Genomic DNA, 26071 nt, shown 5'->3' with positions numbered 1-26071 from the left:
CTCAGTCTCCCGACGCGCCGATCCGGCGCTGCTGCCAGAGCTGGATCATGTTGACGAGGAACAGCATCACGAACGCGGTCAGAAGCAGCGTGGTGGCGATGGCGGCGGCGGCGGGGTAGTCATATTCCTCGATGCGGATGAAGGTAAGCAGCGACACCACCTCGGTCTTGCCGGGCAGGTTGCCGGCAATGAAGATGATCGCCCCGAACTCGCCGAGCGAACGGGCGAAGCCGAGCGACGCGCCGGTGAGGAAGGCCGGGAAGATCGCCGGAAAGATCACGGTGGCAAAGATGCGTGCATCGGAGGCGCCCAGCGTGGCGGCCGCCTCCTCGACATCGGCATGCAGATCCTCCAGCACCGGCTGCACGGTGCGCACCACGAAGGGGATGGAAGTGAACGCCATGGCGATGGCGATGCCGAGCGGCGTATAGGCGACCTCGATGCCGAGCGAGGCCAGCGGGCCGCCGAACCAGCCGTTCTTGACGAACAGCGCCGACAGCGCGAGGCCGGCCACCGCGGTGGGCAGGGCGAATGGCACGTCGACCAGCGCGTCAAGCAGCCGCTTGCCGGGAAACTCATAGCGCGCCAGCACCCAGGCGAGCGCGAGACCGTAGACGCAGTTGAAGGCGGTGGCGAGCGCGGCGGTAGCGAAGGTAATACGGAAGGCGGTGGCGGTGCGCGGGCCGGCCAGGATGGCGAGGTAGCGCTCCCAGCCGACGCCCAGCGCCTGCCAGACCAGGGCGCCGAGCGGCAGCAGCACGATCAGGCTGAGATAGGTGAGGGTAATGCCGAGCGACAATCCGAAACCCGGGACGACGCGATTCAACGGCTCGGCTCCTCAAGCTCGGCGACGGACATGGTGCGGCCAATCGCCAGCACCGCTTCGGCCATGCCGCACTTATCCGCCAATGTCCAGTGCGAGGGCGATTTTCACATTTATTGAAAGGAAATACTTGGCATCGGTATCGGTGGCGAGCCCTGGTCCTCCGAGGCCGTGACAACGGCGCGCAGCCAGCCGCACGACGGCCCCGCGCCAAGCGCCGAAGGCCGGCCCCGGCAACAGCCAGGGTCGGCGCAGGCCAGGACATGCTGGAGCCGCAGAATCATCGCTTCAGGAGAAACACTCCAAAAACGGCCCCTCAAAGAGGCCAATCACTTGCCGACGAAGAGCTGGTCCAGCTTGCCGTCGGAGACGAAATGCTCCTTCTGCAGGTCGGCCCAGCCGCCGAACACGTCCTCGACCTTTAGCAGCCGCACCGGAGCGAACTTCGCCTTGAACTGGTCGGCAACATTGACGTCGACGACGCGGTTATTGGCCTGCGCGGCGATGGTCTGGCCTTCCGGCGAATAGAGCCAGGTGAGGTAATCAGTGGCGACTTGGCGCGAGCCGCGCTTGTCGACCACCTTGTCGACCACCGCGACCGGGAACTCGGCAAGCAGGCTCACCGGCGGCACCACGACCTGGAAATTCTTGTCCTTATAGGCGTCCTTCACGCTGATGACCTCGGCCTCGAAGGTGATCAGCACGTCGCCCTGCTCGCGCTCGACGAAGGAGGTGGTGGCGCCGCGCCCGCCGGTGTCGAAGACGACGACGTTGGAGAGCAGCTTCTTGGCGAAGGCATCGGCCTGCACCTTGTCGCCGTTGAACTTCTCCAGCGCGAAGGCATAGGCGGCGATATAGGTGTAGCGCCCATTGCCGGAGGTCTTCGGGTTGGGGAACACCAGCTTGACGTCGTCGCGGACGAGGTCATCCCAGTTCTTCACATTCTTGGGATTGCCGGCGCGCACCAGGAAGGCGGGGAAGGAATACCAGGGCGAGGACGCGTTGGGCAGGCGGGTCTGCCAATCCTTGGCGACATAGCCCTTGTCGACCAGGAAGGTGATGTCGGTGATCTGGTTGAAGGTGACGACGTCGGCCTCCAGGCCCTCGACGATCGAGCGCGCCTGCTTGGAGGTGCCGGCATGGCTCTGGTTGACCTTGATCTCCCTGCCTTTCTCCGCCTTGTAGGCCGGCTCGAACTTGGCGTTGATCGCCTCGAACAGCTCGCGGGCGATATCGTAGGAGGCGTTGAGGATCGCATTGGGCTCGGCGGCGCGGGCGGACGGCACGGCGGCCGACAGCACGAGGGGCGCCAGGGCGGCGGCGAGGACGAGGCGGCGCGACAGGCGCATGGCGTAGTCTCCAGCAGGCGATAATTATCGATTGTAATTTGTGGAAATACTAATTCCACAGTCGGATTTGATGTAGCATGGCAATTGTCGTCACGGAAGGGTGAATCGGCACCGGCACGCATTCGCGCCCTGCGGTTCGCCTGCCGTGCTCCCGCCTGCGGCGGGGGCTGCGGGACGCCGCGGGCGACGCCATATGACAAGCAAAACCTCGCATCGGCCGATGGTTCCGTGCTAGTGGCAGGCCCCGAGGAGAGACGCGCGTGGCCATCGAGATCAAGATCTGCGGGCTGAAGACGCCGGAGACGCTGGACGCGGCGCTTGCCGCCGGCGCCGACATGGTCGGCGCGGTGTTCTTCGCGCCGAGCCCGCGCCATCTCGACCTCGCCACGGCCGCCCAGCTCGGCGCGCGCGCACGCGGCAAGGCGCAGATCGTCGCGCTCTCCGTCGATGCCGACGATGCGGCGCTCGCCGATATCATCGCCGCGCTCGCCCCCGATGCGCTGCAGCTGCACGGAAGCGAGACGCCGGAGCGTGTCGCCGCCGTCAAGGCCCGCTTCGGCCGGCCGGTATGGAAGGCAATCGGCATTGCCGGGCCGGAGGATCTCGCCAAGCTGCCGGCCTATGCGGCGGTCGCCGACCGGCTGCTGCTCGACGCCAAGGCGCCGAAGGGCGCGGCGCTGCCGGGCGGCAATGGCGTGCCGTTCGACTGGAATCTGCTCGCCGGCCTTGACCTCGCAAAGCCCTTCATGCTGTCAGGAGGGCTGACGCCTGAAAATGTCGGGCAGGCTCTGGCCATCACCCGCGCCCGGGCGGTCGATGTCTCGTCCGGCGTGGAAAGCGCGCCGGGCGTGAAGGATCCGGCGCGGATCGCCGCCTTTGTGCGACACGCGCGGGAAGCCGCGCACGACGTCGCCCGCGCCTACGAAACCGCCGCCGCCGGCCCGCCGGCGGACCACTTGCCGGCCGCGCCGGCAAGCCCCGCCAACCTAACGAGCTCCACGTCGTGAACACACCCAATTCCTTCCGCACCGGCCCCGACGAGAATGGGCATTTTGGCATGTTTGGCGGCCGTTTCGTCGCCGAAACCCTGATGCCGCTGATCCTCGATCTGGAAAAGGCCTATCAGGACGCCAAGGCGGATCCCGCCTACAAGGCGGAAATGGATGCCGGGCTGAAGCATTATGTCGGCCGTCCGAGCCCGCTCTATTTCGCCGAGCGGCTGACCGAGCATCTTCGTGGTGTGGCCGCGGCCGAGGGCCGCGATGGCGGGGCGAAGATCTATTTCAAGCGCGAGGAACTGAACCACACGGGTTCGCACAAGGTGAACAACGTGCTCGGCCAGATCCTGCTCGCCCGCCGCATGGGCAAGCCGCGCATCATCGCCGAGACCGGCGCCGGCCAGCATGGCGTCGCCACCGCCACGCTCTGTGCCCGCTACGGGCTGAAATGCGTCGTCTATATGGGTGCGCTCGACGTCTCCCGGCAGGCGCCCAACGTGTTCCGCATGAAGATGCTCGGCGCCGAGGTGGTGCCGGTGCAAGCCGGCGCCAGGACGCTCAAGGACGCCATGAACGAGGCGCTGCGCGACTGGGTGACCAACGTGCACGACACGTTCTACTGCATCGGCACGGTGGCGGGCCCGCACCCCTATCCGGCGATGGTGCGCGATTTCCAGTCGATCATCGGCCACGAGACCCGCGCGCAGATGCTGGAGCAGGAGGGCCGGCTGCCGGACAGCCTGATCGCCTGCATCGGCGGCGGCTCCAACGCCATGGGCCTGTTCCACCCCTTCCTCGACGATCCGCATGTGAAGATCTGGGGCGTCGAGGCCGCCGGCCACGGCATCCCCAGCGGCCAGCATGCCGCCTCGCTGACCGGCGGGCGTCCCGGCGTGCTGCACGGCAACCGCACCTATCTGCTGATGGACGATGACGGCCAGATCGCCGAGGCGCATTCCATCTCCGCCGGGCTCGACTATCCCGGCATCGGGCCGGAGCATTCGTGGCTGCACGACACCGGCCGCGCCAGCTATATCTCGGCGACCGACGAGGAGGCGCTGGCCGCCTTCCAGCTGGTGTCGCGGCTCGAGGGCATCATCCCGGCGCTGGAGCCGGCGCATGCGCTGGCCAAGGTGGTCGAACTCGCTCCGACCCTGCCGAAGGACCACCTGATGGTGGTCAACCTTTCCGGCCGCGGCGACAAGGACATTCCGCAGGTGGCGGAGATTCTGGGGACCCGCATATGAGCTCGCGCCTCACCACCCGCTTCGAGGCCTGCGCCCGCGAGGGCCGCGCCGCGCTCGTCACCTTCGTCACCGCCGGCGATCCCGATTACGACACCTCGCTGGCGCTGCTGAAGGCGTTGCCGGCGGCAGGAGCCGACGTCATCGAATTCGGTGTGCCCTTCACCGATCCGATGGCCGATGGCCCGGCGATCCAGGCCGCCGGCCTGCGCGCGCTCAAGAACGGCCAGACGGTCGTCAAGACGCTGGCCATGGTGCGCGCCTTCCGCGAGACCGACTCGACCACGCCGGTCGTGCTGATGGGCTATTACAATCCGGTGTACATCTACGGCGTCGAGCGCTTCCTGGTCGACGCCAAGGCCGCGGGGGTCGACGGTCTGGTAGTGGTGGACCTGCCGCCGGAGGAAGACAACGAGCTTTGCCTGCCGGCGCTCGCCGCCGGGCTCGCCTTCATCCGCCTCGCCACCCCGACCACCGACGACAAGCGCCTGCCGACCGTGCTGAAGAACACCGCCGGCTTCGTCTATTATGTCTCCATCGCCGGCATCACCGGAGCCGCCACGCCGGATGCGGACCGGGTGACGCAGGCCGTCGCCCGCATCAAGGCGCATACGCCGCTGCCGGTGGCGGTCGGCTTCGGGGTGAGGACACCGGCGCAGGCCGCCGCCATCGCCGCCGGTGCCGATGGCGTGGTGGTCGGCTCGGCACTGATCGATGCCCTGCGCGGCACGCTCGATACCGAGGAGAAGGCGACACCGGCCACCATCCCCGCCGTGACCCAGCTGGTCTCGGCGCTGGCGACGGCGGTGCGCAACGCGCGGCCGGCCGCCGCCGAGTAGCGCGTCCGCCTTTTCCTCGCCTTGCTGCATGATTACTTGCTGCGTGACTAGATGAAGGCCGGCGCCGTGGCGCGCCGCCTCGACCACCTCGGAGCCGAGCCCTTGAACTGGATCTCGAACGTCGTCCGCCCCAAGCTCAACAGCTTCCTGAACCGTCGGGAAGTGCCGGAGAATCTGTGGGTGAAGTGCCCCGAGACCGGGCAGATGGTGTTCCACAAGGATCTGGAAGCCAATCTGCACGTCATTCCCGGCTCCGGCTACCATATGCGCATGGAGCCGACGGCACGGCTGCGGACCATGTTCGACGGCGGCAAATGGTACGATATCGCTCTGCCCTCGGTCGTCGCCGACCCGCTGAAGTTCCGCGACGAGAAGCGCTACACCGACCGGCTGAAGGACGCCCGTGCGAAAACCGGCGCGCAGGACGCGCTGAAGGTCGGCTATGGCAAGCTCGAGGGCCTGCCGGTGACCATTGCGGTGCAGGATTTCGGCTTCATGGGTGGCTCGCTCGGCATGGCCGCCGGCGAGGCGATCGTCACCGGGCTGGAGACCGCCGCGGCGCGGCAGACCCCGTTCATCATCTTCGCCTCCTCCGGCGGCGCCCGCATGCAGGAGGGCATCCTCTCGCTGATGCAGATGCCGCGCACCACCTGCGCGGTGCAGGAACTGCGCGAGGCGCGCCTGCCCTATGTCGTGGTGCTCACCAACCCGACCACCGGCGGCGTCACCGCTTCCTACGCCATGCTCGGCGACGTGCACATCGCCGAGCCGGGGGCGCTCATCGGCTTCGCCGGCCCGCGCGTCATCGAGCAGACCATCCGCGAGAAACTGCCCGACGGCTTCCAGCGCTCGGAGTTCCTGCGCCAGCACGGCATGGTGGACATGGTGGTACACCGCCACGACATGCGCGCCACCCTCTCGCGGCTGTGCCGGCTGCTGATGCGGGCACCCGCCGCCGAGGTGGCCCCGGCCAGGGCCGAGCAACCGGCCGAGACCCCGGACGCAGCCGCCGCACCCGCTGCTCCGGCGGCCTCCTGACGCAAGGACGACGGCCGTGCCTGCCTTTCCGACCGCCGGCGGCGTGCCCATCGACGCCATCTTCACACGGCTGCTGGCGCTGCATCCCAAGCTGATCGACCTGTCGCTCGACCGCATGGAGCGGCTGATGGCGCGGCTCGGCCATCCCGAACGCCGGCTGCCGCCGCTCATCCATGTTGCCGGCACCAACGGCAAGGGCTCGACCGTCGCCTTCATGCGGGCGATCCTGGAAGCCGCCGGCAAGCGCGTGCATGTCTACACCTCGCCGCACCTGGTGCGCTTCAACGAGCGCATCCGTCTCGCCGGGCATCTGGTCGAGGACGCGCAGCTGGCCGACGCGCTCGACCGCGCCGAGCAAGCCAATGGCGGTGAGCCGATCACCTTCTTCGAGATCACCACCGCCGCCGCCTTCCTGCTGTTCGCGGACGTTCCCGCCGACGTGCTGCTGCTGGAAGTCGGCCTCGGCGGCCGGCTCGACGCCACCAATGTGGTCGAGACCGCGCTGGCCAGCGTCATCACGCCGGTGTCGATCGACCATGTCGACTTCCTCGGCGAGACCGTTGCCGCCATCGCCGGCGAGAAGGCCGGCATCCTCAAGCGCGGGGTTCCGGCGGTGATCGGTCGCCAGAGCGAGGCGGCGCTCCGGGTCATCGAGCGGCAGGCGGCGCGCCTGCAGGCGCCGCTCACCATCATGGGCGAACAGTTCCAGGCGCATGACGAGGGCGGACGGCTCATCGTCGCCGACGAGAACGGCCTCATCGACCTGCCGCGCCCGCGTCTCGTCGGCCCGCACCAGATCGAGAATGCCGGCCTCGCCGTCGAGGCGCTGCGGGTCGCCGGCCTGGCCATGCCGTCGCTGGTGCTGCCCTCTCACGCGTTCGAGGAGGGGGTGCGCGCGGCGGAATGGCCGGCGCGGCTGCAGCGGCTCGGTCCCGGCCCGCTGACCGCCCGCGCGCCGGACGGCGTCGACGTCTGGCTCGACGGCGGCCACAACGCCGCCGGCGGGCAGGCACTCGCCGCCGCGCTCGCCGATATCGAGGATCGGGTGCCGCGGCCGCTGGTGCTGATCGTCGGCATGCTGGGCACCAAGGATTCCGGCGCCTTCCTTGCCCCCTTCGCCGGGCTGGCACGCGAGCTCATCGCCGTGCCGGTGCCGGGCGACCACAAGGGCCGCTCTCCGGAGGAAGTCGCGGCCGCTGGCGCGGCGCACGGCCTCTCCTCCTCGACGGCGCCCAGCGTCGCCGCAGCGCTCGACGGGCTCGCCGCCTTCCCGGTGACCCCGGCGCCGCGGGTGCTGATCGCCGGCTCGCTCTATCTTGCCGGCGCGGTACTGGCAGAGAACGGCAACCTGCCGGAGTGACCGGCCATCCGGGAAGGTCGGAGGGATGCGGCGAGCCTTCCGCCGCTGCCTGCTTTGACGCTGCGCCCCGGACACGCAAAAGCACCGGCGCCCGCAAGGGCCCGGTGGCTTGCAATCCACGGGAGAAGGCCCGTTCCGTCGGAAGACGGCCCGGCGCCCGCGCTCAGCGCGGCGCCAGCACCATGATCATCTGCCGGCCTTCCAGCAGCGGCTCCGACTCGACCTTGGCGATCGGCGCGAGCTCTTCCTTGACCTTGTTGAGCAGCTTGTAGCCGAGCTCCTGATGCGCCATCTCACGGCCGCGGAAGCGCAGGGTGACCTTCACCTTGTCGCCTTCGTCGAAGAAGCGGTGGATGGCCTTCATCTTCACCTCGTAGTCGTGGGTGTCGATGCCGGGGCGCAGCTTGATTTCCTTGATCTCGACGACGTGCTGCTTCTTGCGCGCCTCGCTGGCCTTCTTCTGGTTCTGGTACTTGAAGCGGCCGTAATCGAGGATCTTGCAGACAGGCGGGACCGAGTTCGGCGCGATCTCGACGAGATCGAGGCCAGCCTCCTGCGCCAGGGCAATGGCATCGCGCGTCGGCACGACGCCACGATTCTGCCCGTCCTGGTCGATGAGCTGGACTTCACGGATGCGGATGTCTTCGTTGACGCGCGGGCCTTCCTTCTCAGGCACGGCGGCTCTCATAGGGCGACGAATGGCGGTCTTCTCCTCTGACGTTCCGGGTACATCTCACCGCGCGTCTCGGGACAGGCCGGCCGGCTCGCTCACGCGCGTGTAAAACGGTCGCAGAACATCGGTATAAACCCGCCGGAAGTCAACGGTCTTACCAAGGGTAAGAGGGCCTCAAAGCCGCGAAAATAAGCAATTTCCTTCTCCGCCCTGCCTTTTGATGTTGCTTTTCGGCTCTCGGGACGCCTTGAGTGCGCTGTCGGGCGACGGATTTTCGCCGCGCCGGTACGAGAACGGATACGGGCAGCGAGGACGGGAATGGCCGACGATACGCCGGATGTCATCGAGGCAAGCTTCACCGAGGCAAGCTTCACCGGGGCGCGCTTCATCGAGGTCGGCATGCCGGCGCGACGCATCGCCGTGCGGACGACGCCCGGACGCAGCGAACAGGGCGCGCCCGGCATCCTGTGGTGTGGCGGCTATCTCTCCGACATGCGCGGCACCAAGGCCGAAGAGCTCGCCAAGTGGGGCGTCGCCCAGGGTCGGCAGGTGGTGCGCTTCGACTATTCCGGCCACGGCGAATCCGCCGGCGCCTTCATCGACGGCACGATTTCCGACTGGGCCGAGGACGCGCTCGCGGTGTTCGATCGCTGCACCAGAGGGCCGCAGATCATCGTCGGCTCCTCCATGGGCGGCTGGATCTCGCTGCTGCTGGCCCGGGCGCTGGCGGCGCGGGAGGAACAGCGGCGAGAGGACAAGCCGGGAGAGGACAAGCGACTTGCCGGCCTGGTCCTCATCGCCCCGGCGCCGGATTTCACCGAGGAGCTGATGTGGAAGGCGATGACGCCGCAGATCCGCGCCGAGCTGGTCGAAAACGGGGTCTGGTACCGCGAAAGCGAGCATGGCCGCAGTCCCATCACCTTGAAGCTGATCGAGGACGGCCGGCTGCACCAGGTGCTGGGCGAACCGTTCGCGGTAGGCTGTCCGGTGCGCATCCTCCAGGGCGTCGCCGACGACGTCGTGCCGTGGCGCCATGCGATGAAGCTGGTTACCTGCCTCGCCGAGGACGACGTGGTGGCGACGCTGGTCAAGGATGGCGATCACCGGCTGTCGCGTCCGGAGGACATTGCGCGCATCCTCGCGGCGGTCGAGCAACTGGGCTAGGCCGCGCTGCCGCCCGGCGCACGCAGGAAGATGACTTCCGTCGTACCGTAGCGCCGCCGCTCCAGTTCCTCGAAGCCTTCCGGCGGCGCAAAGGCGGCCTCCACCGCCTCCTCGACGAGGATGAGGGCGCCCAGCGCCAGCCAGCCGCCATCGCGGGCACCGGCCAGTGCCTGCTCGGCGAGGCCGCGTCCATAGGGCGGGTCACAGAAGACGAGATCGAATGCATCGCTGGCAAAGGCGGTGCCCAGCTTCGTCGCGTCGCGGCGGAAAATGCGGGTAACCCCGCCGAGCCCGAGCGCCTCGACATTGGCGCGAATCAGGCCCCGCGGCTCGGCGGCCTCCTCGACGAACACCGCGAGCTTCGCCCCGCGCGACAGCGCCTCGAGGCCCAGCGCGCCGGTGCCGGCGAACAGGTCCAGCACCCGGGCATCGTCGGCCGCATCGTCATAGGCATGGGCGAGCACGTTGAACAACGCCTCGCGCAGCCGATCGGTGGTGGGACGGGTCGCATTGGAGGTCGGGGCCCGGAGGGGCCGGCCGCCGAGCCGGCCGCCGACGATGCGCATCGTGCGGTTCCCGCGGCTCAGCTACGCGGCGGACGCGGGCCGCGCGGCTTCGATGGGCCGCCGGAGGGACGCTCTCCGCGCGGCTTGCCACCACCGGGCTTGCCACCACCGGGCTTGCCACCGAAACTCTTGCCGCCGCCCGGCTTGCCGGCGAACTTGCCGGCAGGACGCCCCCCAGGCTTGTCGCCGAAGGAACGTTCGCCGCGCGGCTTGTCCGCTGCGGCACCCTTGCCGGCGAAGTTCTTGGCCCCGAAGCTCTTGCCGCCGAAGCTCTTGCCTTCCGGCCGGCTGTCGCGGCGCTCGGCGCCGTCGCCGGAGCGGAACGAACGGCCGCGCCCGGCCTCTTCGGACTTCACCCGGCCACTATAGGGCCGGTTGCTGCCCTCGCCGCGGAAGGAGCGTTCACGGAACGGCCGCTCGCCCTGCTCGCGACGCGGCGCGCGCTCCGGGCGCTCCTCACCATCGCGGTTGCGGAACGGCCGGTCGCCCTCCGGTCGCTCGGTGCGGGGCCGGAACGGACGCTCACCTTCCGCACGTTCGCCGCGCGGGCGGAACGGGCGCTCGCCGCGCTCGCCCTCTTCGCGGGGCGGACGCGGACGGGACGGGCGGTCGCCCTCTTCCCGCTTGCGAAAGCCACCTTCTTCGGAGCGCGGACGGAAGGGACGCGCGGCCGCAGCCTCCTCACGCGGCGTGCGCGGGCGGAAGGCCCGCTCGGTGCGTTCGCCATCCTCGCGGCGCGGACGCGGCGGGCGCTCGCCACCGTCTTCCTCGCGGCGCGGACGCTCGGTGCGGGCGCGGAACGGCGGACCGCTCTCCTCGCGACGCGGGCCGCGGGCCGGACGCTCGTCGCCGTCGCGGCGATGCGCCGGACGGTCGCCATCTTCACGCTTGCGGAACGGACGGTCGCCCTCCGGACGCTCGCTGCGCGGACGGAACGTGCGCTCGCCGCCTTCCTCCTCGCGACGTGGGCGCTCGGTGCGGGCACGGAACGGCTGGCCACTCTCCTCGCGGCGCTGGCCGCGAGCCGGACGCTCGTCGCCATCGCGGCGATGGGCCGGACGGTCGCCATCCTCACGCTGGCGGAACGGACGATCACCCTCCGGACGCTCGCTGCGCGAACGGAACGTGCGTTCGCCGCCTTCCCCCTCGCGGCGCGGGCTGCGGGCCGGACGGTCGCCGTCTTCGCGCTTGCGGAACGGGCGGTCGCCTTCGCTGCGGCGGCCGCGCAACGGCGCGCGCTCGGGCTCCGGCTCCGGCGCATTGCTTTTCACGCGCTGCACCAGCACCTTGCGGCCCTTGCGATCGGCGACGATCCCAGCCTTTACCGTGCGCTCGGGCGTCTCTTCTGTATCGATCGGCTTGCGGCGGTGACGATCCTCGGCTCCCTCGGCCTTGGCATAGCGCGCCGCCTTGCCGGAACGCGCGGGGGCGCGGGGCGCCTCCTCGTCCGAGCCGTCATAGATGAAGACCGGCCCCTCGAAATCGGCGCCGGCAGCGGCGGTCAGCTCCGGGCCAAGCTGGTCGGCGAGCACGCGGGTACGCACTTCCTCGATCGCGCCCTGCGCGATCTCGCCGAGCTGGAACGGGCCGTAGGACAGGCGGATCAGCCGGTTGACGTCGAGGCCGAGCGAGCCGAGGACGTTGCGCACTTCGCGGTTCTTGCCTTCGCGCAGAGCGAGGGTCAGCCAGGAATTGGCCCCCTGCACGCGGTCGAGCACGGCCTCGATGGGGCCGTAATGCACGCCGTCCACCGTAATGCCATTGATCAGCGCGTCGAGCTTGTCCTGGGTGATCTCGCCCTTGGCGCGCACGCGATAACGGCGCAGCCAGCCGGTCTCCGGCAGCTCCAGCACCCGCGACAGGCCGCCATCATTGGTGAGCAGGATCAACCCCTCGGTGTTGAGATCGAGCCGGCCGACCGAGACCAGGCGGGGCAGGTCGGCGGGCAGGATCTCGAACAGGGTCGGGCGCCCTTCGGGGTCGAAATTGGTCGTCACCACGCCCTTGGGCTTGTGGTAGAGGAACAGCCGCGTGCGCTCCTTCGCCGGCAGCGGGCGACCGTCGACGGTGATGGCATCCTCGGGCGTCACGGTGCGGGCGGGGGTATCGAGCACCTCGCCATTCACCGTCACCCGGCCTTCGCCGATCCAGTCCTCGATCTCGCGCCGCGAGCCGAGGCCGGCGCGGGCGATGACCTTGGCGACGCGCTCGGCCTCCCGCGGCTCGGCGGGGGCGAGGTTGCGCGGCGCACGCGGCACGCGGTTCTGTTCCTTGCGGGGCGCGGACGGGTTGCGCGGAGGCGGTTTGGGCATGGGGATGATCCGAACTTTGGGCGGCGGTGCTATCACGTCCGGAACGCGGACGCGAGCTTTTGGGGGCATCAACGGTTGAATGAGGCGACGGCACGGCCGGATTTCATGGAAAGGGCCCTTGAGGAGGCCCGAAAGGCCACCGAGCGCGGCGAGGTGCCGGTCGGCGCGGTGGTGGTACGCGAAGGCGCGGTACTGGCCGCGGAGGGCAATCGCACCCGCGAACTCGCCGACCCATCGGCACATGCCGAGATGCTGGCGATCCGCCGGGCCGCGGCGCTTCTCGGCACCGATCGGCTCAGCGACTGCGATCTGTATGTGACGCTGGAGCCCTGCACCATGTGCGCCGGCGTCATTGCCTGGGCGCGGCTGCGCCGCCTCTATTACGGCGCCGCCGATCCCAAGGGCGGGGCGGTGGAGAGCGGCGTGCGGTTCTTCTCGGCGCCGACCTGCCACCATGTGCCGGAGATCTATGACGGTATCAGGGCAAGCGAAGCGGCGACACTGCTGAAAAGCTTCTTTGTGACGCGGCGCTAGGCGGGCGGCGCGGAACTACGCCAGCACCGCCTCGACCCGGCGCTTCACCTCGTCCTTCACCGGCTCGGCGGCCTTGAAGATCGCGGCTGAACGGAAGAAGTCCAGCACCCGGAAACCGTCGACATTGGGTCGGATCAGGATATCCGGCGCACCGGATTTAAGCTTCTCGGCGACGATCGAGCCGGCCATGATCTGCAACGCCGCGAACATTGCGTCGAAGGGCCGCGGCACGCCGCGCGTCTCGCCGCCGTGGCCGCCGGTGATATCCACCGCCAGCACCTTGTCGGCGCGCAGCCGCAGCAGGTCGAACGGCAGCGGATTGACCGCGCCGCCATCGACCAGCGTATGGCCGCCATGCACCACCGGGCGGATCAGCCCGGGAATCGCCAGCGACGCCGCCACCGCCGGGCGAATCTCGCCGGAGGAGAACACCTGCTCGCGCCGGGCCCAGTAGTTGGTGGCGACGACATGCAGCGGAATCGCCAGCTCCTCGAAGCGCTCCGGCACCGAGGCGGGCAGAAAACCCTCAAGGAAACGCTCGGCATCGAGCAGCACCGGATTGCCCAGCCCGCCGAACAGGTCGGCGATGCGCCCCACACGGGCCGCCAGCAGGCGTCGCATCACCTCGCCGCGGTCCTTCAACAGGCTCGACACCATATGGCGCAGCTCCTGCGCCGGGATGCCGGACGCATAGGCGGCGCCGATCAGCGCGCCGATCGAGGCGCCGGCAATGGCGACGGGGCGGATGCCGAGTTCGTCCAGCGCTTCCAGCACCAGGATGTGCGACAGACCGCGCGCACCACCCGACCCCAGCGCCACGGCAAGCGAAGGCTCACGCCCGGCAAGCGAGGTACCGTGCGAGGAAAGGACCGGTTCGTGAGGCGGCGCGTGACGTCCGCGCCCGGCGTGAGGGTCGTCCATGGCGGCTATGTCGCATGATTCCACGGCAATTGTTTGAAAACGTCGCGACAGCCTCATGGTTCGGCCGGCACGACGATCTTCTTTTGCGGTTTCGCCCGTCAGGCTATTCCGCCAGCGCCCGCCAGGCGATGTCGGAGCGGCAGAAACCCTCCGGCCAGTCGATCAGCGCCACGGCGTCATAAGCACGCTCGCGCGCCTCGGCGACGTTGGCGCCGATGGCGGTGACGTTCAGCACCCGCCCGCCATTGGCGACGAGATGCCCGCCCTCCAGCCGGGTGCCGGCATGGAAGACATGCACGCCCGGCAGCGCGCCGGCGGCGCCGACACCCTTGATCGGCGTGCCCTTCTCGTAGGAACCCGGATAGCCGCGCGCGGCCATGACCACGGTGATGGCGGCATCCGGCGCCATGGAAACGCCGCGCTCGTCGGCAAGCGCACCGGTGGCGGTGGCATGGAGCAGCTCCAGCAGGTCGCCCTCCAGCCGCATCAGCAGCACCTGGCATTCCGGGTCGCCGAAACGGACATTGTATTCAATGAGCTTCGGCCCATCGATGGTGATCATCAGCCCGGCGAAGATGATGCCGCGATAGGGGCTGCCGCCATCGGCAAGGGCGCGGGCGGTCGGCTTGACGATTTCCGACAGCGTGCGGCGCTCCATCTCGGCGGTGAACACCGGCGCCGGCGAATAGGCGCCCATGCCGCCGGTGTTCGGCCCCTGATCGCCGTCGAAGGCGCGCTTGTGGTCCTGCGCCGAGCCGAAGGGCAGCACCGTCTCGCCATCGACGAGGCAGAAGAAGCTCACTTCCTCGCCTTCGAGGAACTCCTCGATGAGGATCTCGGTGCCGGGCGTGCCCATGGCGAACACCTCGTCGACGGCGGCGAGCGCCTCGTCGAGGCTCATGGCGACGACGACGCCCTTGCCGGCCATCAGCCCATCGGCTTTCAGCACGATCGGCGCGCCGCGCTCGCGCACATAGGCGCGGGCGGCGTCGGCCTGCGAGAACCGGCCGAAGGCGGCGGTCGGAATATCGTGCTGGCGGCACAGCTCCTTGGTGAACAGCTTGGAGCCTTCCAGCTGCGCGGGGGCCCGGCGCGGGCCGAACACGTTGATGCCCTCGGCGGCCAGTCGGTCGGCAATGCCGTCGACCAGCGGCGCTTCGGGACCGACCACCACCAGGTCGATCTTCTCGGCGGCACAGATCGAGACGATGGCGTCGTGATCGGTAAGCGGGATGGACTCGAGGCAGCGCGCATGCTCGGCAATGCCGGGATTGCCGGGAATGGCGATCAGCGTGGTGAGCAGCGGGCTCTGCGCCAGCTTCCAGGCGAGTGCATGCTCGCGGCCGCCCGAGCCCAGCAGCAGAACTTTCATGCCTCGTCTCCCGTTCGCGTCATTCGGCTGCGCGTCATCCAGCTACGCGCCATCCGGTCCGCGCTTCGCCTAGACGACCCGGCGCCGGGGAGCAAGGGGCCGCCGGGCCAAGACGGGATCTACTCGTAGGCCAGCGCCACCACCGGATCCATCCCCGCCGCCTTGCGCGCCGGCAGATAGCCGAAGATCAGCCCGGTGAGGAAGGCGCAGCCGAAGGCGAGCAGCGGCGGCAGCAGCGAGAGCACGATGTTGACGCCCAGCGCGCCCAGCGCCACCGCCGCGCCGAGGCCGAGCACCACGCCCACGGCGCCGCCGACCCCGCACACCACCAGCGCCTCGGTGTTGAACTGCAGCATGATGTTGCTCATGCGCGCGCCGGTCGCCATGCGGATGCCGATCTCGCGGGTGCGCTCGGTGACGCTCACCAGCATGATGTTCATCACCCCGATGCCGGCAACGATCAGCGAGATGGCGGCGACGCAGCCCAGCACCAGCGTCAGCGTCTCCTGCGTCGCCACCGCCGTCTCCAGGAATTGCGCGGTGTTGCGCACCTGGAAGTCCTCGGTCTGGTGGCGCTCGGTGAGGATGCGGGTAATCTCGCGCTCGACGGCGGGGATATTGGCGGCGTCGTCCACCTTCAGCGTCACCGAATTGACGAAGCGGCGACCGAATACCCGCACGAAGCCGGTGGAGAGCGGCACCAGCGCCACATCATCCTGGTCCTGGCCGAAGGCGTTGGCGCCGCGCGCGCCGAGAATGCCGATCACCTGATAGGGTACGTTCTTGACCAGCACGTAGCGCCCGATCGGGTCATCCTCGCCGAACAGGTTTCTCGCCACCGTCTGGCCCAGCACCAGCACCGGCGCATAGGCCTTGACGTCGTCGGCGGAGAACATCACCCCGCGTTCCATCGGCCAGTCGCGCGCGGCGAGATAGTCCGCCGTGGTGCCGGTGATCTGGGTGAAATAATCCTCCGAGCCGAAGCGCATGGTGTAGCGGCCGGTCCGTTCCGGCGCGACGGCGCCAAGGCCGGGAATGGCGCGCAGCGCATCGGCATCTTCCGGCAGCAGCGTGGCATTGTCGCCGGAGGTGCGGATGCCCGCGGCGCCGGGCCGCACGATCAGCAGGTTGGTGCCGATCTGGGCGATGCGCTCCATCACCTGCTGCTTGCCGCCATCGCCGACCGCCAGCATGGTGATGACCGAGGCAACGCCGATGACGATGCCGAGCAGGGTCAGCACGGTGCGGAACAGGTTGGCGTACATGGAGGCGAAGGCCATGCGCACCGCTTCCGCCAGATCCGGCACGAAGCGGGCGAGGCCGCCGCGGCCCTGCAGATGGCCCGCCGGCTTGGGCGGGGCGGAGGGCGGCGGCAGCGCCGCGCGCGGGGTGGGCTCGTCGGAAACGATGTGCCCATCCTGGAACCGCACGATGCGCCTTGCATGCGCCGCCACCTCGGCGTCATGGGTGATGAGGATGACGGTGTGCCCCTCGGCGTTCAGCTCGGTGAGCAGCGCCAGCACCTCCTCGCCCGAGCGGCTGTCGAGCGCGCCGGTCGGCTCGTCGGCGAGGATCACCGGCGCGGCGTTCATCAGCGCCCGCGCGATGGAGACGCGCTGCTGCTGGCCGCCAGAAAGCTGGCTCGGCCGGTGCTCGGCGCGCTCGGCAAGACCGAGCCGGGCGAGCAGGGCGTGGGAACGGGACACCCGCCGCTCCCGCGGCAGGCCGGCGTAGATGGCGGGGATCTCGACATTTTCCGCCGCCGTCAGGCTCGGCAGCAGGTTGTAGCGCTGGAACACGAAGCCGAAGCTCGCACAGCGCAGATGCGCCAGCGCGTCGGGGTCCAGCCCGGCGACATCGACGCCGGCGACGCGGTACTGCCCGCTGCTCGGCCGGTCGAGGCAGCCGACGATGTTCATCAGCGTCGATTTGCCGGAGCCCGACTGGCCCATGATGGCGACGAACTCGCCGGGCATGATCGACAGCGACACCCGGTCGAGCGCCCACACCACCGTTTCGCCGTTCGGATAGAGCCGGCTCACATCCACCAACTCGACGATCGGCGTTCCCGGCGGCTGAACGGGAGAGGGGAAGTGGCGGCCGTCGAGGCCGGCTTCGCCGATCAACCTGTCGCCTGTGGCTCCATCGCGTGTAGCTCCATCGCTCATGGCGCTGCCTCAGCCGAGCCGCGGCATCATCGGCGGCCGGCCCTGCCCCGGGGCGGCGCCCGGCGCGCGGTTGCCGGTGATCACCCGGTCGCCGACCGCCAGGCCCTCGACGATCTGCGTCATCGAACGGTTCGACAGCCCCGTCGTCACCGCGCGCTCCTCCACCGCACCGCCACGGGAGAGCACGCGCACCGTCTTGGCGCCGTCGCGGCCGGTGCGTATGGCGGCGGTCGGCACCAGCGGCACGCCCTTGGCCTCGCCGAGCCGGAAGAACACCTGCGCCGTCATGTCGGTCATCAGCATCAGATCGGGGTTCGGCACGTCGATCAGCACGTTGTAGAGCACCACGTCGTTTACGATGGTGGGGGTCGGCTCGACCTGCCGCACCGTGCCCTCCCAGCGCCGGTCCGGCAGGCCCAGCGTGGAGAAATAGGCGGGGGTGCCGACCTGGATGCGCGGAATGTCACCCTCGGCGACCTGCGCCGTCACCGTCATGGTCTGGAGGTCGGCGATGCGCAGCACGATCGGCGCGCTCTGATTGGCATTGAGCGTCGAGCCTTCGCGGGCGGTGATCGACACCACGGTGCCGTCCATCGGCGCGTAGATCTTGGTGTATCCAAGATTGGCGAGATCGCCCTCGAGCGTCGCCTGCGTCTGGGCAATCTGAGCCTTGAGGGCGTCGATCTTGGCTTCGCTGATGCGCGCCGTGGCGGTGGCGGCATCGGCGGCATCCTTGCTGCCGGACTGATTGGCCAGCAATTGCTGCGCGCGCTCGTTGCGCAGCCGATCGAGCGTGAGCTGTGCTTCCGCCTGCGCAAGCTGGGCGCGCAGATTGTCGAGGCTGGCGCGGTCGCCGGCGACGCGGGTCTGGTACACGGTGGGATCGATCTCGGCGAGCAGATCGCCCTTCTTCACCACCGCGCCGACATCGGGATGGATGACGCGGAGCTGGCCGGAGACCTGGGTGCCGACATCGACATAGTTCTTCGGCTGCAGCTTGGCGATGGCGGTGACCACGGTCTCGATGTCGCCGAGCTCGACCCTGGCGGTCTGGTAAGCCGGCGCCTCGGCAGCATTGCGCTCGCCGGCGAGATAGGCATAGGCGCCGCCGCCGGCCGCCAGAACGGCCACCAGCGCCAGCCACGGCCAACGCCGCCGGCGCGGCGCGAGGCGCGTCTCACCCAATTCCGTACCAGAGCGCTGAAGCATCGCCGTTCCGCCGCTTTCCCTGTCCATCCAAGGGGATAGACCGGAAGCCGCACGGCATAAAGTGAATTCGCGGTAATGTCGCCCGCGGGCGCCATTACCTAACGCGTTGCCTCCAGAGCCCTTTTTATCGACCGGGCGATTCCGCCCGATCGGAATGGGCTCTAGCGCTGCTGCGGCCGGTAGTCACCCGTCGCCGGATCGCGCCGTAGCGTGGCCGGGGGCGGCGCGACCGCCGTCTCGTCGTTGCGGGCCTCATCTAGTTCGGCATTCACCCGGCGCGACTCCTGCGCCAGCTTCTTGATCAGGGCGGCGGCGCCCAGGGCGCCCAGGGCGACGATCAGGAAAGGGGGCATGAACGGTTTCCTCGGTTACAGGCCGAAGCGGCCCCAAAGCGCCCGTGCCTCGGCGGCTTGGACGATCTCGTCGGCGAAGCCGGCACCGATCGCGGCGGCCGATTCGGCCTGGGCACCGACACCGGGGACACGGCGGCCGAAAAGCCCGCCGCCGGACTGGATCAGCGGCGTGACGACCTTTTCGCCGTAGCGGGCGCGCAGGAACGCGCGCAGGTCGCCGATCGAATCGACGAGGCCGAATTCCTGCGCCTGTTCCGCCGTCCAGAACTCGCCGGAGAACAGCGTCGTCTCGTCGGCGGTCAGCACATCGCCACGCCGCGCCCGCACCAGGCCGGCGAACACCGCGTGGATGTCCTTCTGCAGGCTTTTCAGCCGCTCGACGTCCTCCGCCTTCTCCGGCTGGAACGGGTCGAGCATTACCTTGCGCTCGCCGGCGGTGTAGACGCGCCGGTCGATGCCGAGCTTCTCCAGCGCCTTGTCGAAGCCGAAACCGGCGCTCACCACCCCGATCGAGCCGACGATCGAGAACGGGTCGGCGACGATCTCGTCGGCGGCGCAGGCCAGCATGTAGCCGCCGGAGGCGGCCACGTCCTCGACGAAGGCGATCACCGGCAGGTGCTTCTCGGCGGCGAGATCGCGGATGCGCTTATAGATCAGATGCGACTGCGCCGGCGCGCCGCCGGGCGAATTGATGACCAGCGCCACCGCCTTGGCGCCCTTCACGGCGAAGGCCTTGTCGAGGCTTTTCGCCACCCCGGCGAGAGTGAGGGCCGGGCGCAGCGGCGTGCCGACGCCGATGGTGCCGGCAAGGCGGACCACCGGCACGATGGCCGCGTCGTCACGCAGCGAAGCCGGCAGGATGGGCGCCATGTGCCGGCGCAGCTGGGTAAACAGGGACGCAGTTGCCATCAGCAAGACATAGGGCCGCACGCGCTCCGGCTCAAGCGCATCCGCCGGCGAACGCGATAACGGTCCGGCGAGCGCGCGCAGCCGAGGGTCTCACGCGACCCCGGCACCATCCCGTAGCACCGCCTCGGCCGCCGGCGTCGGCCGGCCGCCGGCATCGGCGAGCAGCAATCCGGGCAGCAGCGCCGGCGGGGTGCGCCGCCCCTTCACCGCGCCGACCAGCACGCGGATCGCCGGCGCGTCCGGCCGGCCATGGACCGGGCGTATCGTCACGGCACCGAAACGGCCTGACAGCGCTGCGAGGATGGCCTCCAGCGCCTCAGGGCGGTGGATGAGGGCGAGATGGCCGCCCGGCGCCAGCAGCCGCTCGGCCGCCTTTACCCAGTCGTCGAGCGCAACGTCTTCCGCCATATGGGCCAGCGCCCGCCGGCCGCTGGGCGAGACCCGATGGCGCGCCGGATCGTTGAAGGGCGGGTTCATCAGCACGGCGTCGGCGGCGCGGGCCCCGGGCTCCGCCGGCCCGCCCGGCCGGGCGAGCGTCGCGATGTCGGCCTCCACCACCGACACCCGCGCCGAGAGATCGGGCTGCTGGCGCGCGGCGTTGCGGCGGGCGAGCGCAGCGGTCACCGGGTCGATCTCGACAAGGTGCAGCCGCGTCGCCGGCAGCCGTGCGGCGACGGCGAGGCCGGCCGCGCCGACACCAGCGCCGAGGTCGACCGCGCGGCGAATCGCCGCCGGCACGCTGGCGGCGAGCAGCAGCGCGTCGTGCCCGGCGCGGTGGCCGCGCGCCGGCTGCAGCAGCCGCAGCCGGCCGCCGAGCAGCGCGTCGTCGGTGAGCGGCAGATCGTCCGGTGGCGGCTCGCCCGCGCTCATTCCGGCACCAGTTCACGCCCGAGGCCGGCCTCGACCAGCAGCCGGCGGGCGCGATTCGCCGCGTCGTCCTCCACCAGCACCCGGCGGGGGATCACCCCGAGCGAGCCTTCGAGGATGCTCATATGCCGGTCGAGAACCAGATGGCCGATGCCGTCGGCGGCGAGGAGCGACTCGACGGCGCTGATGAGGACCGGGTCGTTGGTACGCATGATTTCCCGCATGCGTGCATCATGGCACGGCGCCCTCCGACTGGGGAGGGGCGCGCCGATTCCGCCCGCCGGATCCCGCCGGCCGGCCTCGCCCGGAAACCGGCGTTCCCGCGGGCGGCTTGCCCGAGAGGCGGGCCTGTCCTTATTGTGGCGCCGGTTTTCATCCTGTCGGAAAATGACTGTGGCTGTCGTCGTTCCTTTCGATCCCGTTGCCGAACCGTCGCTCGAGACCATCATCTCTCTCGTCCGCGACGACATGGAGCGCGCCAATGCGCTGATCCTGTCGCGCACCGGCTCCGACGTCACCATGATCCCGGAAGTGGCGACGCATCTCATCTCCTCCGGCGGCAAGCGGCTGCGGCCAATGCTCACCGTGGCCACCGCCATTCTCGCCGGCTATCGGGGCGAGGGCCACGTCAAGCTCGCCGCCTCGGTGGAGTTCATGCACACCGCGACGCTGCTGCATGACGACGTGGTGGACGACAGCGACATGCGCCGCGGCAAGCCGGCCGCCCGCATGCTGTGGGGCAACGAGGCCAGCGTGCTGGTCGGCGACTTCCTGCTCGGCCAGGCGTTCCGCATGATGATCGAGGTCGGCGACATGCGCTGCCTCGACATCCTCTCCACCGCCGCGGTGGTGATCGCCGAGGGCGAGGTGGCCCAGCTCGCCGCCGCCAAGAACACATCGACCAGCGAGGACGAGTATCTCGCCGTCATCCGCGGCAAGACGGCGGAGCTGTTCGCCGCCGCCTGCGAGGTCGGCCCGGTGCTCGGCAAGCTCACCAAGGCCGAGCAGGCGGCCTGCCGCAGCTACGGCATGAATCTCGGCATCGCCTTCCAGCTGATCGACGATGCGCTCGATTATGGCGGGCAGCGCGCCAAGCTCGGCAAGAATGTGGGCGACGACTTCCGCGAGGGCAAGATCACCCTGCCGATCGTGCTCGCCTTCCGGCGCGGCAATGAGGAGGAGCGCGGCTTCTGGACGCGCTGCCTGCAGGATGGCGAGATCGGCGAGGGCGACCTCGAGCGGGCGATCGAGCTGCTGTCCCGCCACAATGCGCTCGCCGACACGGTGGAGCGCGCCCGTCACTACGGCGCCATCGCCAAGGACGCGCTCGGCCTGTTCCGCGACGGCCCGGCCAAGCAGGCGCTGCTCGACGTGGTGGAGTTCTGCGTCGCGCGGGCCCGCTAAAGGTCGCCCGCCAAGAGCCCTCAGCCGCGCGGCGCGTAGAGAATGATCGCCGCGCCGGCGAGACAGATGGCGCCGCCGGTCAGGTCCCAGCGATCCGGACGAAAGCCCTCCGCCGCCCACAGCCAGACCAGCGAGGCGGCGATATAGACGCCGCCATAGGCGGCGAAGGCGCGACCCGCCGCCTCGGCATCGACCCGCGTCAGCAGCGCGCCGAAGGCGATCAGGCTCAGCGCCCCCGGCGCCAGCCAGAGTGGGTTCGCCCCCGAACGTACCACCGCCCAGAAGGCGAAGCAGCCGGCGATCTCGGCGAGCGCCGCCAGCGCGTAGACGAATGCCGTCGTCAAAGGCTTCCCCTCACCCGATGATGGTGGACTTGACCCACCAGTCCGGCCGCGCCGCGACGATGAGCTTCGCCGCCCGCGCCGCCGCCCGGCAATCGTCATAGAGCCCGAAGAATGTTGCGCCGGAGCCGGACATCCGCACCAGCCGCACCGCCGGCGTTCCGGCAAGGCGGTCCGCCACCTCGCCGAGCGAAGGTTCGAGCGCGCGGGCCGGCGGTTCGAGATCGTTGGGCATGCCGGTGAGGAAGGCGAGCACCTCGGCCCGCGTCGCAAAGCCGGTGGGAGGCGGCGGCACCGACCGGCACCGCTCGCCCGGCACGAGGCCGAGCTGGCGAAATACGGCGGCGGTCGCCACCGGAATGCGCGGATTGACCAGAACCAGGCCAAAGCGCGGCAGGGCGACGGGTGTCAGCGCCTCGCCGCGCCCGCGCATCAGGCAGGCGCGGCCATAAAGACAGACCGGCACGTCGGAGCCGGTGGCGAGCGCCGCCTCGAACATGCGCCGGTCGTCGGGCGCCAGCCCGTTGGTTCGGGCGAGCAGCCGGAGCGCCGCCGCCGCATCCGCCGAGCCGCCGCCGATGCCGGAGGAGACCGGCAGCCTTTTGTCGAGGGTGAAGCGGCCGACGGCCAGCCCCTCCACGCGCGCCGTCAGCTCCCGCACCGCCTTCAGCACCAGATTGTCCGGCTCGACGGCGAGCGTCGCGGCGCCGGGACCGGCGAGATCGAGGCCCGGCGCGCCGGCCGGATCATAGGCCAGCCGATCCGCCGCACCGGCGAAAGCGACGAGGCTCGACAATTCGTGATAGCCGTCGGCCCGGCGCCCGAGCACGGCGAGGGAGAGATTGATCTTGGCCGGCGCGCGCTCCGCCAGCCGCGCGGCTGGCGGGGATGAAGCGGTCGGCGCGGCGGTGGTCGGATGGGGCATGCCCTGCTTATGAGCGGCGGCGCGCCGGCCGGCAAGCGGCGGCGGCGATCGGCCCGCCGAAGCGGCGACTTGCGCCGAAGGGGGTTTTGGCTGTATATGACGGTCATTCACATATCTCAGATGACCTGACGGTTGGTTGAGAGTGGGTTCCGCCGACGGGACCCGCTCTTTTTGCATTGCCGACCATGTCGGGTCCGGTGAGGACGATGAGCGAGAACGACATCAACGCCGATACCGCTGCCATCGAAGCCCGGCTCGACGAGCCGCGCCTCGTCACCGAGACCGGCCCGGCCGCACGGGTGGCGGCGATCGTCGCGCCGGTGCTGGAAGGGCTCGGCTTCCGGCTGGTGCGCGTGAAGATCTCGGGCGGCGACTCGATGACGCTGCAGATCATGGCCGAGCGGCCGGACGGCAGCTTCGGCATCGACGAATGCGAAGCGGCAAGCCGTGCGATCTCGCCGGTACTCGACGTCGAAGACCCGATCTCCGGCGCCTATAATCTCGAAATGTCCTCGCCCGGCATCGACCGGCCGCTGGTGCGCGTCAGCGATTTCCAGCGCTGGACCGGGCATGACGTCAAGGTCGAGATGGCGGTGCCGCATGAGGGGCGCAAGCGCTTTCGCGGCCTGCTGCTCGGCGTCGAGGGCGGTGAGGCGGTGGTTCGTCTTCCCGACGCTCCCGCCGGCGCCCCCGACACGCATCGCCTGCCGGTCGCCGATATCGGCGATGCGCGCCTCGTATTGACCGATGAGTTGATCCGCGACGCGCTGCGCCGCGACAAGGCGCTGCGCGAGAGCGGCGGCTTCGACGAAGACGATGAACTGGGCGACGAGTTGGACGACGACCCGCAGGACGATGCCGGCGACGGGGCGGACGAGCAGGTTCTGGTGCGCATCGTTCCGGCCAAGCCGACGCCGGTGCGCAAGGCGGCGGTGAAGAAGCCGTCGCCGAAGGCTTGGCCGAAACCGCCGGGCGTCAAGCCCGGCAAGAAATCGAACGCCAAACGGAAAACCCCCGCGAAGGAGACGCACTGATGGCTGTCGTCAGCGCAAACCGGCTCGAGCTGCTGCAGATCGCCGATGCGGTCGCGCGTGAAAAGTCGATCGACCGGCATATCGTCATCGCCGCCATGGAGGACGCGATCGCCAAGGCGGCGCGCTCCCGCTACGGCGCCGAGACCGACATCCATGCGGAGATCAACCCGCGCACCGGCGAGCTGCGCCTTGCCCGTCACCTTCTGGTGGTCGATCAGGTCGAGAACTACGCCACCGAGATCGACCTCGTCGGCGCCCGCCGGCTGAACCCGGCGGCGCAGGTGGGCGATTCCATCGCCGACACCCTGCCGCCCTTCGATTTCGGCCGCATCGCCGCCCAGTCGGCCAAGCAGGTCATCGTGCAGAAGGTGCGCGAGGCCGAACGCGACCGGCAGTATGAAGAATTCAAGGATCGCATCGGCGAAGTCATCAACGGCGCGGTCAAGCGCGTCGAGTACGGCAACGTCGTCGTCGACCTCGGCAAAGGCGAAGCCTCGCTTCGTCGCGACGAATTGCTGCCGCGCGAAGTCTTCAAGGTCGGCGACCGCATCCGCGCCTATGTCTATGACGTGCGCCGCGAACCGCGCGGCCCGCAGATCTTCCTGTCGCGCACCCATCCCCAGTTCATGGCGAAGCTGTTCGCGCAGGAAGTGCCGGAAATCTACGACAACATCGTCGAGATCAAGGCGGTCGCCCGCGACCCCGGCTCGCGCGCCAAGATTGCCGTCACCTCGCGCGACACCTCGGTGGACCCGGTCGGCGCCTGCGTCGGCATGCGCGGCTCGCGCGTGCAGGCCGTGGTGAACGAGCTGCAGGGCGAGAAGATCGACATCATCCCGTGGTCGAACGATGTGGCGACCTTCATCGTCAACGCCCTTGCGCCGGCGGAAGTCGTCAAGGTGGTGCTCGACGAGGACCGCGAGCGTATTGAAGTCGTGGTGCCCGATGCCCAACTAAGCCTGGCCATCGGCCGCCGCGGCCAGAATGTTCGCCTCGCCTCCCAGCTCACCGGCTGGGACATCGACATCATGACCGAAGCGGAAGAGAGCGAGCGGCGCCAGAAGGAATTCGCCGAACGTTCGAAGATCTTCGCCGAGGCGCTCGATCTCGACGAGATGATGGGTCAGTTGCTCGCCTCGGAAGGTTTTGCCACCGTCGAAGAGCTCGCTTATGTGCCGATCAACGAGTTGGCGAGCATCGAGGGCTTCGACGAGGACACTGCGCAGGAACTGCAGAACCGCGCGCAGGGCCACCTCGCCCAGGTGGAAGCCGAGTTGGACGAGCGCCGCCGTGCGCTGGGCGTCGAGGACGAGCTGCGCGAAGTGCCGGGCGTGACCTCGCCGATGCTGGTTGCGTTCGGCGAGAACGACATCAAGTCCGTCGAGGACCTGGCCGGCTGCGCCACCGACGATCTCGTCGGCTGGAGCGAGCGCAAGGATGGCGAGACCGTCCGCATCGCCGGCGCACTGGAGGGCTTCCAGCTCTCGAAGGAAGACGCCGAGGCACTGATCATGCAGGCCCGCGTGAAGGCGGGCTGGATTTCGGCCGAGGAGCTCGCGCAGGCGGGCGACGAGGCCGAAGAGACGACTGAAGAGGACGCCGGCAACGCGGCGTGAGCCGCGGAGCCCTTTCGCCCGGCCGCCCGATATGGGTGACGGGACGGGGGCT

The 26071-nt window shown here is 69.5% G+C and carries 25 protein-coding genes; 10 read left to right on the top strand and 15 right to left on the bottom strand.

The annotated features are described in order from the left end of the window. Position 1: 1 nt before the first annotated feature. Positions 2–826: a sulfate ABC transporter permease subunit CysT gene (gene cysT / locus KHC24_RS23775; protein WP_213366724.1), complete on the bottom strand. Its 825-nt coding sequence runs from the start codon at positions 824–826 to the stop codon at positions 2–4. Between the two features lie 326 nt (positions 827–1152). Beyond that, positions 1153–2172: a thiosulfate ABC transporter substrate-binding protein CysP gene (gene cysP / locus KHC24_RS23770; protein WP_213366722.1), complete on the bottom strand. Its 1020-nt coding sequence runs from the start codon at positions 2170–2172 to the stop codon at positions 1153–1155. A 260-nt stretch (positions 2173–2432) separates the two neighbouring features. Between cysP and KHC24_RS23765 the strand changes: the two genes are divergently transcribed. From KHC24_RS23765 to KHC24_RS23745, 5 genes are all read left to right on the top strand, one after another. Further along, positions 2433–3179 carry a phosphoribosylanthranilate isomerase gene (locus KHC24_RS23765; RefSeq protein WP_213366720.1) on the top strand — a complete coding sequence of 249 codons (747 nt, stop codon included), beginning with the start codon at positions 2433–2435 and terminating at the stop codon, positions 3177–3179. A gap of 50 nt (positions 3180–3229) precedes the next feature. Next, on the top strand, positions 3230–4417 hold the full coding sequence (trpB, locus tag KHC24_RS23760; protein ID WP_246547664.1) for a tryptophan synthase subunit beta: 1188 nt from the start codon (positions 3230–3232) through the stop codon (positions 4415–4417). After that, a complete protein-coding gene (trpA, locus tag KHC24_RS23755; RefSeq protein ID WP_213366716.1) occupies positions 4414–5253 on the top strand; it encodes a tryptophan synthase subunit alpha in 840 nt (279 codons plus the stop codon). Before trpB ends, trpA begins: the two co-directional genes overlap by 4 nt. 102 nt (positions 5254–5355) lie before the next feature. Next, entirely contained in the window at positions 5356–6291 is a 936-nt protein-coding gene (gene accD, locus KHC24_RS23750; RefSeq protein ID WP_213367100.1) for an acetyl-CoA carboxylase, carboxyltransferase subunit beta, read from the top strand. 16 nt (positions 6292–6307) lie between these two features. Beyond that, the gene (locus KHC24_RS23745) at positions 6308–7651 is read left to right on the top strand and encodes a bifunctional folylpolyglutamate synthase/dihydrofolate synthase (RefSeq protein WP_213366714.1); all 1344 of its coding nucleotides are present in this window, start codon (positions 6308–6310) and stop codon (positions 7649–7651) included. A 163-nt stretch (positions 7652–7814) separates the two neighbouring features. Here the strand turns inward: KHC24_RS23745 and infC are convergent, their stop codons facing one another. Beyond that, entirely contained in the window at positions 7815–8339 is a 525-nt protein-coding gene (infC, locus tag KHC24_RS23740; RefSeq protein WP_213366712.1) for a translation initiation factor IF-3, read from the bottom strand. Between the two features lie 384 nt (positions 8340–8723). On the opposite strand from infC, the gene KHC24_RS23735 reads away from it, so the two are divergent. Then, a complete protein-coding gene (locus KHC24_RS23735; protein ID WP_246547660.1) occupies positions 8724–9488 on the top strand; it encodes an alpha/beta hydrolase in 765 nt (254 codons plus the stop codon). On the opposite strand, the gene rsmD is transcribed toward KHC24_RS23735, so the two are convergent. Further along, positions 9485–10054, bottom strand: coding sequence for a 16S rRNA (guanine(966)-N(2))-methyltransferase RsmD (rsmD, locus tag KHC24_RS23730; protein WP_213366708.1), 570 nt, complete (start codon positions 10052–10054; stop codon positions 9485–9487). The two genes, KHC24_RS23735 and rsmD, sit on opposite strands and share 4 nt — an antisense overlap. A 17-nt stretch (positions 10055–10071) precedes the next feature. Then, the gene (locus tag KHC24_RS23725; RefSeq protein WP_213366706.1) at positions 10072–12366 is read right to left on the bottom strand and encodes a pseudouridine synthase; all 2295 of its coding nucleotides are present in this window, start codon (positions 12364–12366) and stop codon (positions 10072–10074) included. A 105-nt stretch (positions 12367–12471) separates the two neighbouring features. Between KHC24_RS23725 and KHC24_RS23720 the strand changes: the two genes are divergently transcribed. Then, positions 12472–12900 (top strand): nucleoside deaminase, encoded by a 429-nt coding sequence (locus KHC24_RS23720; RefSeq protein WP_213366704.1) that lies wholly within the window; start codon positions 12472–12474, stop codon positions 12898–12900. A gap of 15 nt (positions 12901–12915) precedes the next feature. Here KHC24_RS23720 and KHC24_RS23715 read toward each other — a convergent pair whose 3' ends face one another. From KHC24_RS23715 to KHC24_RS23680, 8 genes are all read right to left on the bottom strand, one after another. Further along, the gene (locus tag KHC24_RS23715) at positions 12916–13821 is read right to left on the bottom strand and encodes a patatin-like phospholipase family protein (RefSeq protein WP_246547618.1); all 906 of its coding nucleotides are present in this window, start codon (positions 13819–13821) and stop codon (positions 12916–12918) included. 103 nt (positions 13822–13924) lie between these two features. Further along, the gene (purD, locus tag KHC24_RS23710) at positions 13925–15193 is read right to left on the bottom strand and encodes a phosphoribosylamine--glycine ligase (RefSeq protein WP_213366700.1); all 1269 of its coding nucleotides are present in this window, start codon (positions 15191–15193) and stop codon (positions 13925–13927) included. Positions 15194–15312: 119 nt separating this feature from the next. Continuing rightward, complete coding sequence (locus KHC24_RS23705) at positions 15313–17361, bottom strand: MacB family efflux pump subunit (protein WP_213366698.1); 2049 nt, start codon at positions 17359–17361, stop codon at positions 15313–15315. A gap of 9 nt (positions 17362–17370) precedes the next feature. Further along, positions 17371–18570 (bottom strand): efflux RND transporter periplasmic adaptor subunit, encoded by a 1200-nt coding sequence (locus KHC24_RS23700; protein ID WP_213366696.1) that lies wholly within the window; start codon positions 18568–18570, stop codon positions 17371–17373. Positions 18571–18731: 161 nt separating this feature from the next. Next, the gene (locus KHC24_RS23695; RefSeq protein ID WP_213366694.1) at positions 18732–18923 is read right to left on the bottom strand and encodes a hypothetical protein; all 192 of its coding nucleotides are present in this window, start codon (positions 18921–18923) and stop codon (positions 18732–18734) included. 15 nt (positions 18924–18938) lie between these two features. Beyond that, positions 18939–19832 (bottom strand): S49 family peptidase, encoded by an 894-nt coding sequence (locus KHC24_RS23690; RefSeq protein WP_213366692.1) that lies wholly within the window; start codon positions 19830–19832, stop codon positions 18939–18941. A 90-nt stretch (positions 19833–19922) separates the two neighbouring features. Continuing rightward, entirely contained in the window at positions 19923–20702 is a 780-nt protein-coding gene (locus KHC24_RS23685; RefSeq protein WP_213366690.1) for a tRNA1(Val) (adenine(37)-N6)-methyltransferase, read from the bottom strand. After that, positions 20699–20923: a putative signal transducing protein gene (locus tag KHC24_RS23680; RefSeq protein WP_213366689.1), complete on the bottom strand. Its 225-nt coding sequence runs from the start codon at positions 20921–20923 to the stop codon at positions 20699–20701. The genes KHC24_RS23685 and KHC24_RS23680 overlap by 4 nt, the downstream gene beginning before the upstream one ends. A gap of 169 nt (positions 20924–21092) precedes the next feature. On the opposite strand from KHC24_RS23680, the gene KHC24_RS23675 reads away from it, so the two are divergent. Further along, positions 21093–22103 (top strand): polyprenyl synthetase family protein, encoded by a 1011-nt coding sequence (locus KHC24_RS23675; protein WP_213366687.1) that lies wholly within the window; start codon positions 21093–21095, stop codon positions 22101–22103. Positions 22104–22123: 20 nt separating this feature from the next. Here KHC24_RS23675 and KHC24_RS23670 read toward each other — a convergent pair whose 3' ends face one another. Together KHC24_RS23670 and KHC24_RS23665 are read right to left on the bottom strand one after the other, a co-directional pair. Next, positions 22124–22447, bottom strand: a complete 324-nt coding sequence (locus tag KHC24_RS23670; RefSeq protein ID WP_246547613.1) for a YnfA family protein — start codon at positions 22445–22447, stop codon at positions 22124–22126. Positions 22448–22457: 10 nt separating this feature from the next. Beyond that, on the bottom strand, positions 22458–23369 hold the full coding sequence (locus KHC24_RS23665; RefSeq protein WP_213366683.1) for a 4-(cytidine 5'-diphospho)-2-C-methyl-D-erythritol kinase: 912 nt from the start codon (positions 23367–23369) through the stop codon (positions 22458–22460). 206 nt (positions 23370–23575) lie between these two features. On the opposite strand from KHC24_RS23665, the gene rimP reads away from it, so the two are divergent. Together rimP and nusA are read left to right on the top strand one after the other, a co-directional pair. Continuing rightward, complete coding sequence (rimP, locus tag KHC24_RS23660; protein WP_213366681.1) at positions 23576–24403, top strand: ribosome maturation factor RimP; 828 nt, start codon at positions 23576–23578, stop codon at positions 24401–24403. Next, positions 24403–26019: a transcription termination factor NusA gene (gene nusA / locus KHC24_RS23655; RefSeq protein ID WP_213366680.1), complete on the top strand. Its 1617-nt coding sequence runs from the start codon at positions 24403–24405 to the stop codon at positions 26017–26019. Before rimP ends, nusA begins: the two co-directional genes overlap by 1 nt. The last annotated feature ends 52 nt before the right edge of the window (positions 26020–26071 follow it).

The sequence above is a fragment of the Ancylobacter defluvii genome, assembly GCF_018390605.1.
GTDB classification, from domain to species: Bacteria; Pseudomonadota; Alphaproteobacteria; order Rhizobiales; family Xanthobacteraceae; genus Ancylobacter; species Ancylobacter defluvii.
This window is presented reverse-complemented; position numbering and strand designations above follow the sequence as displayed.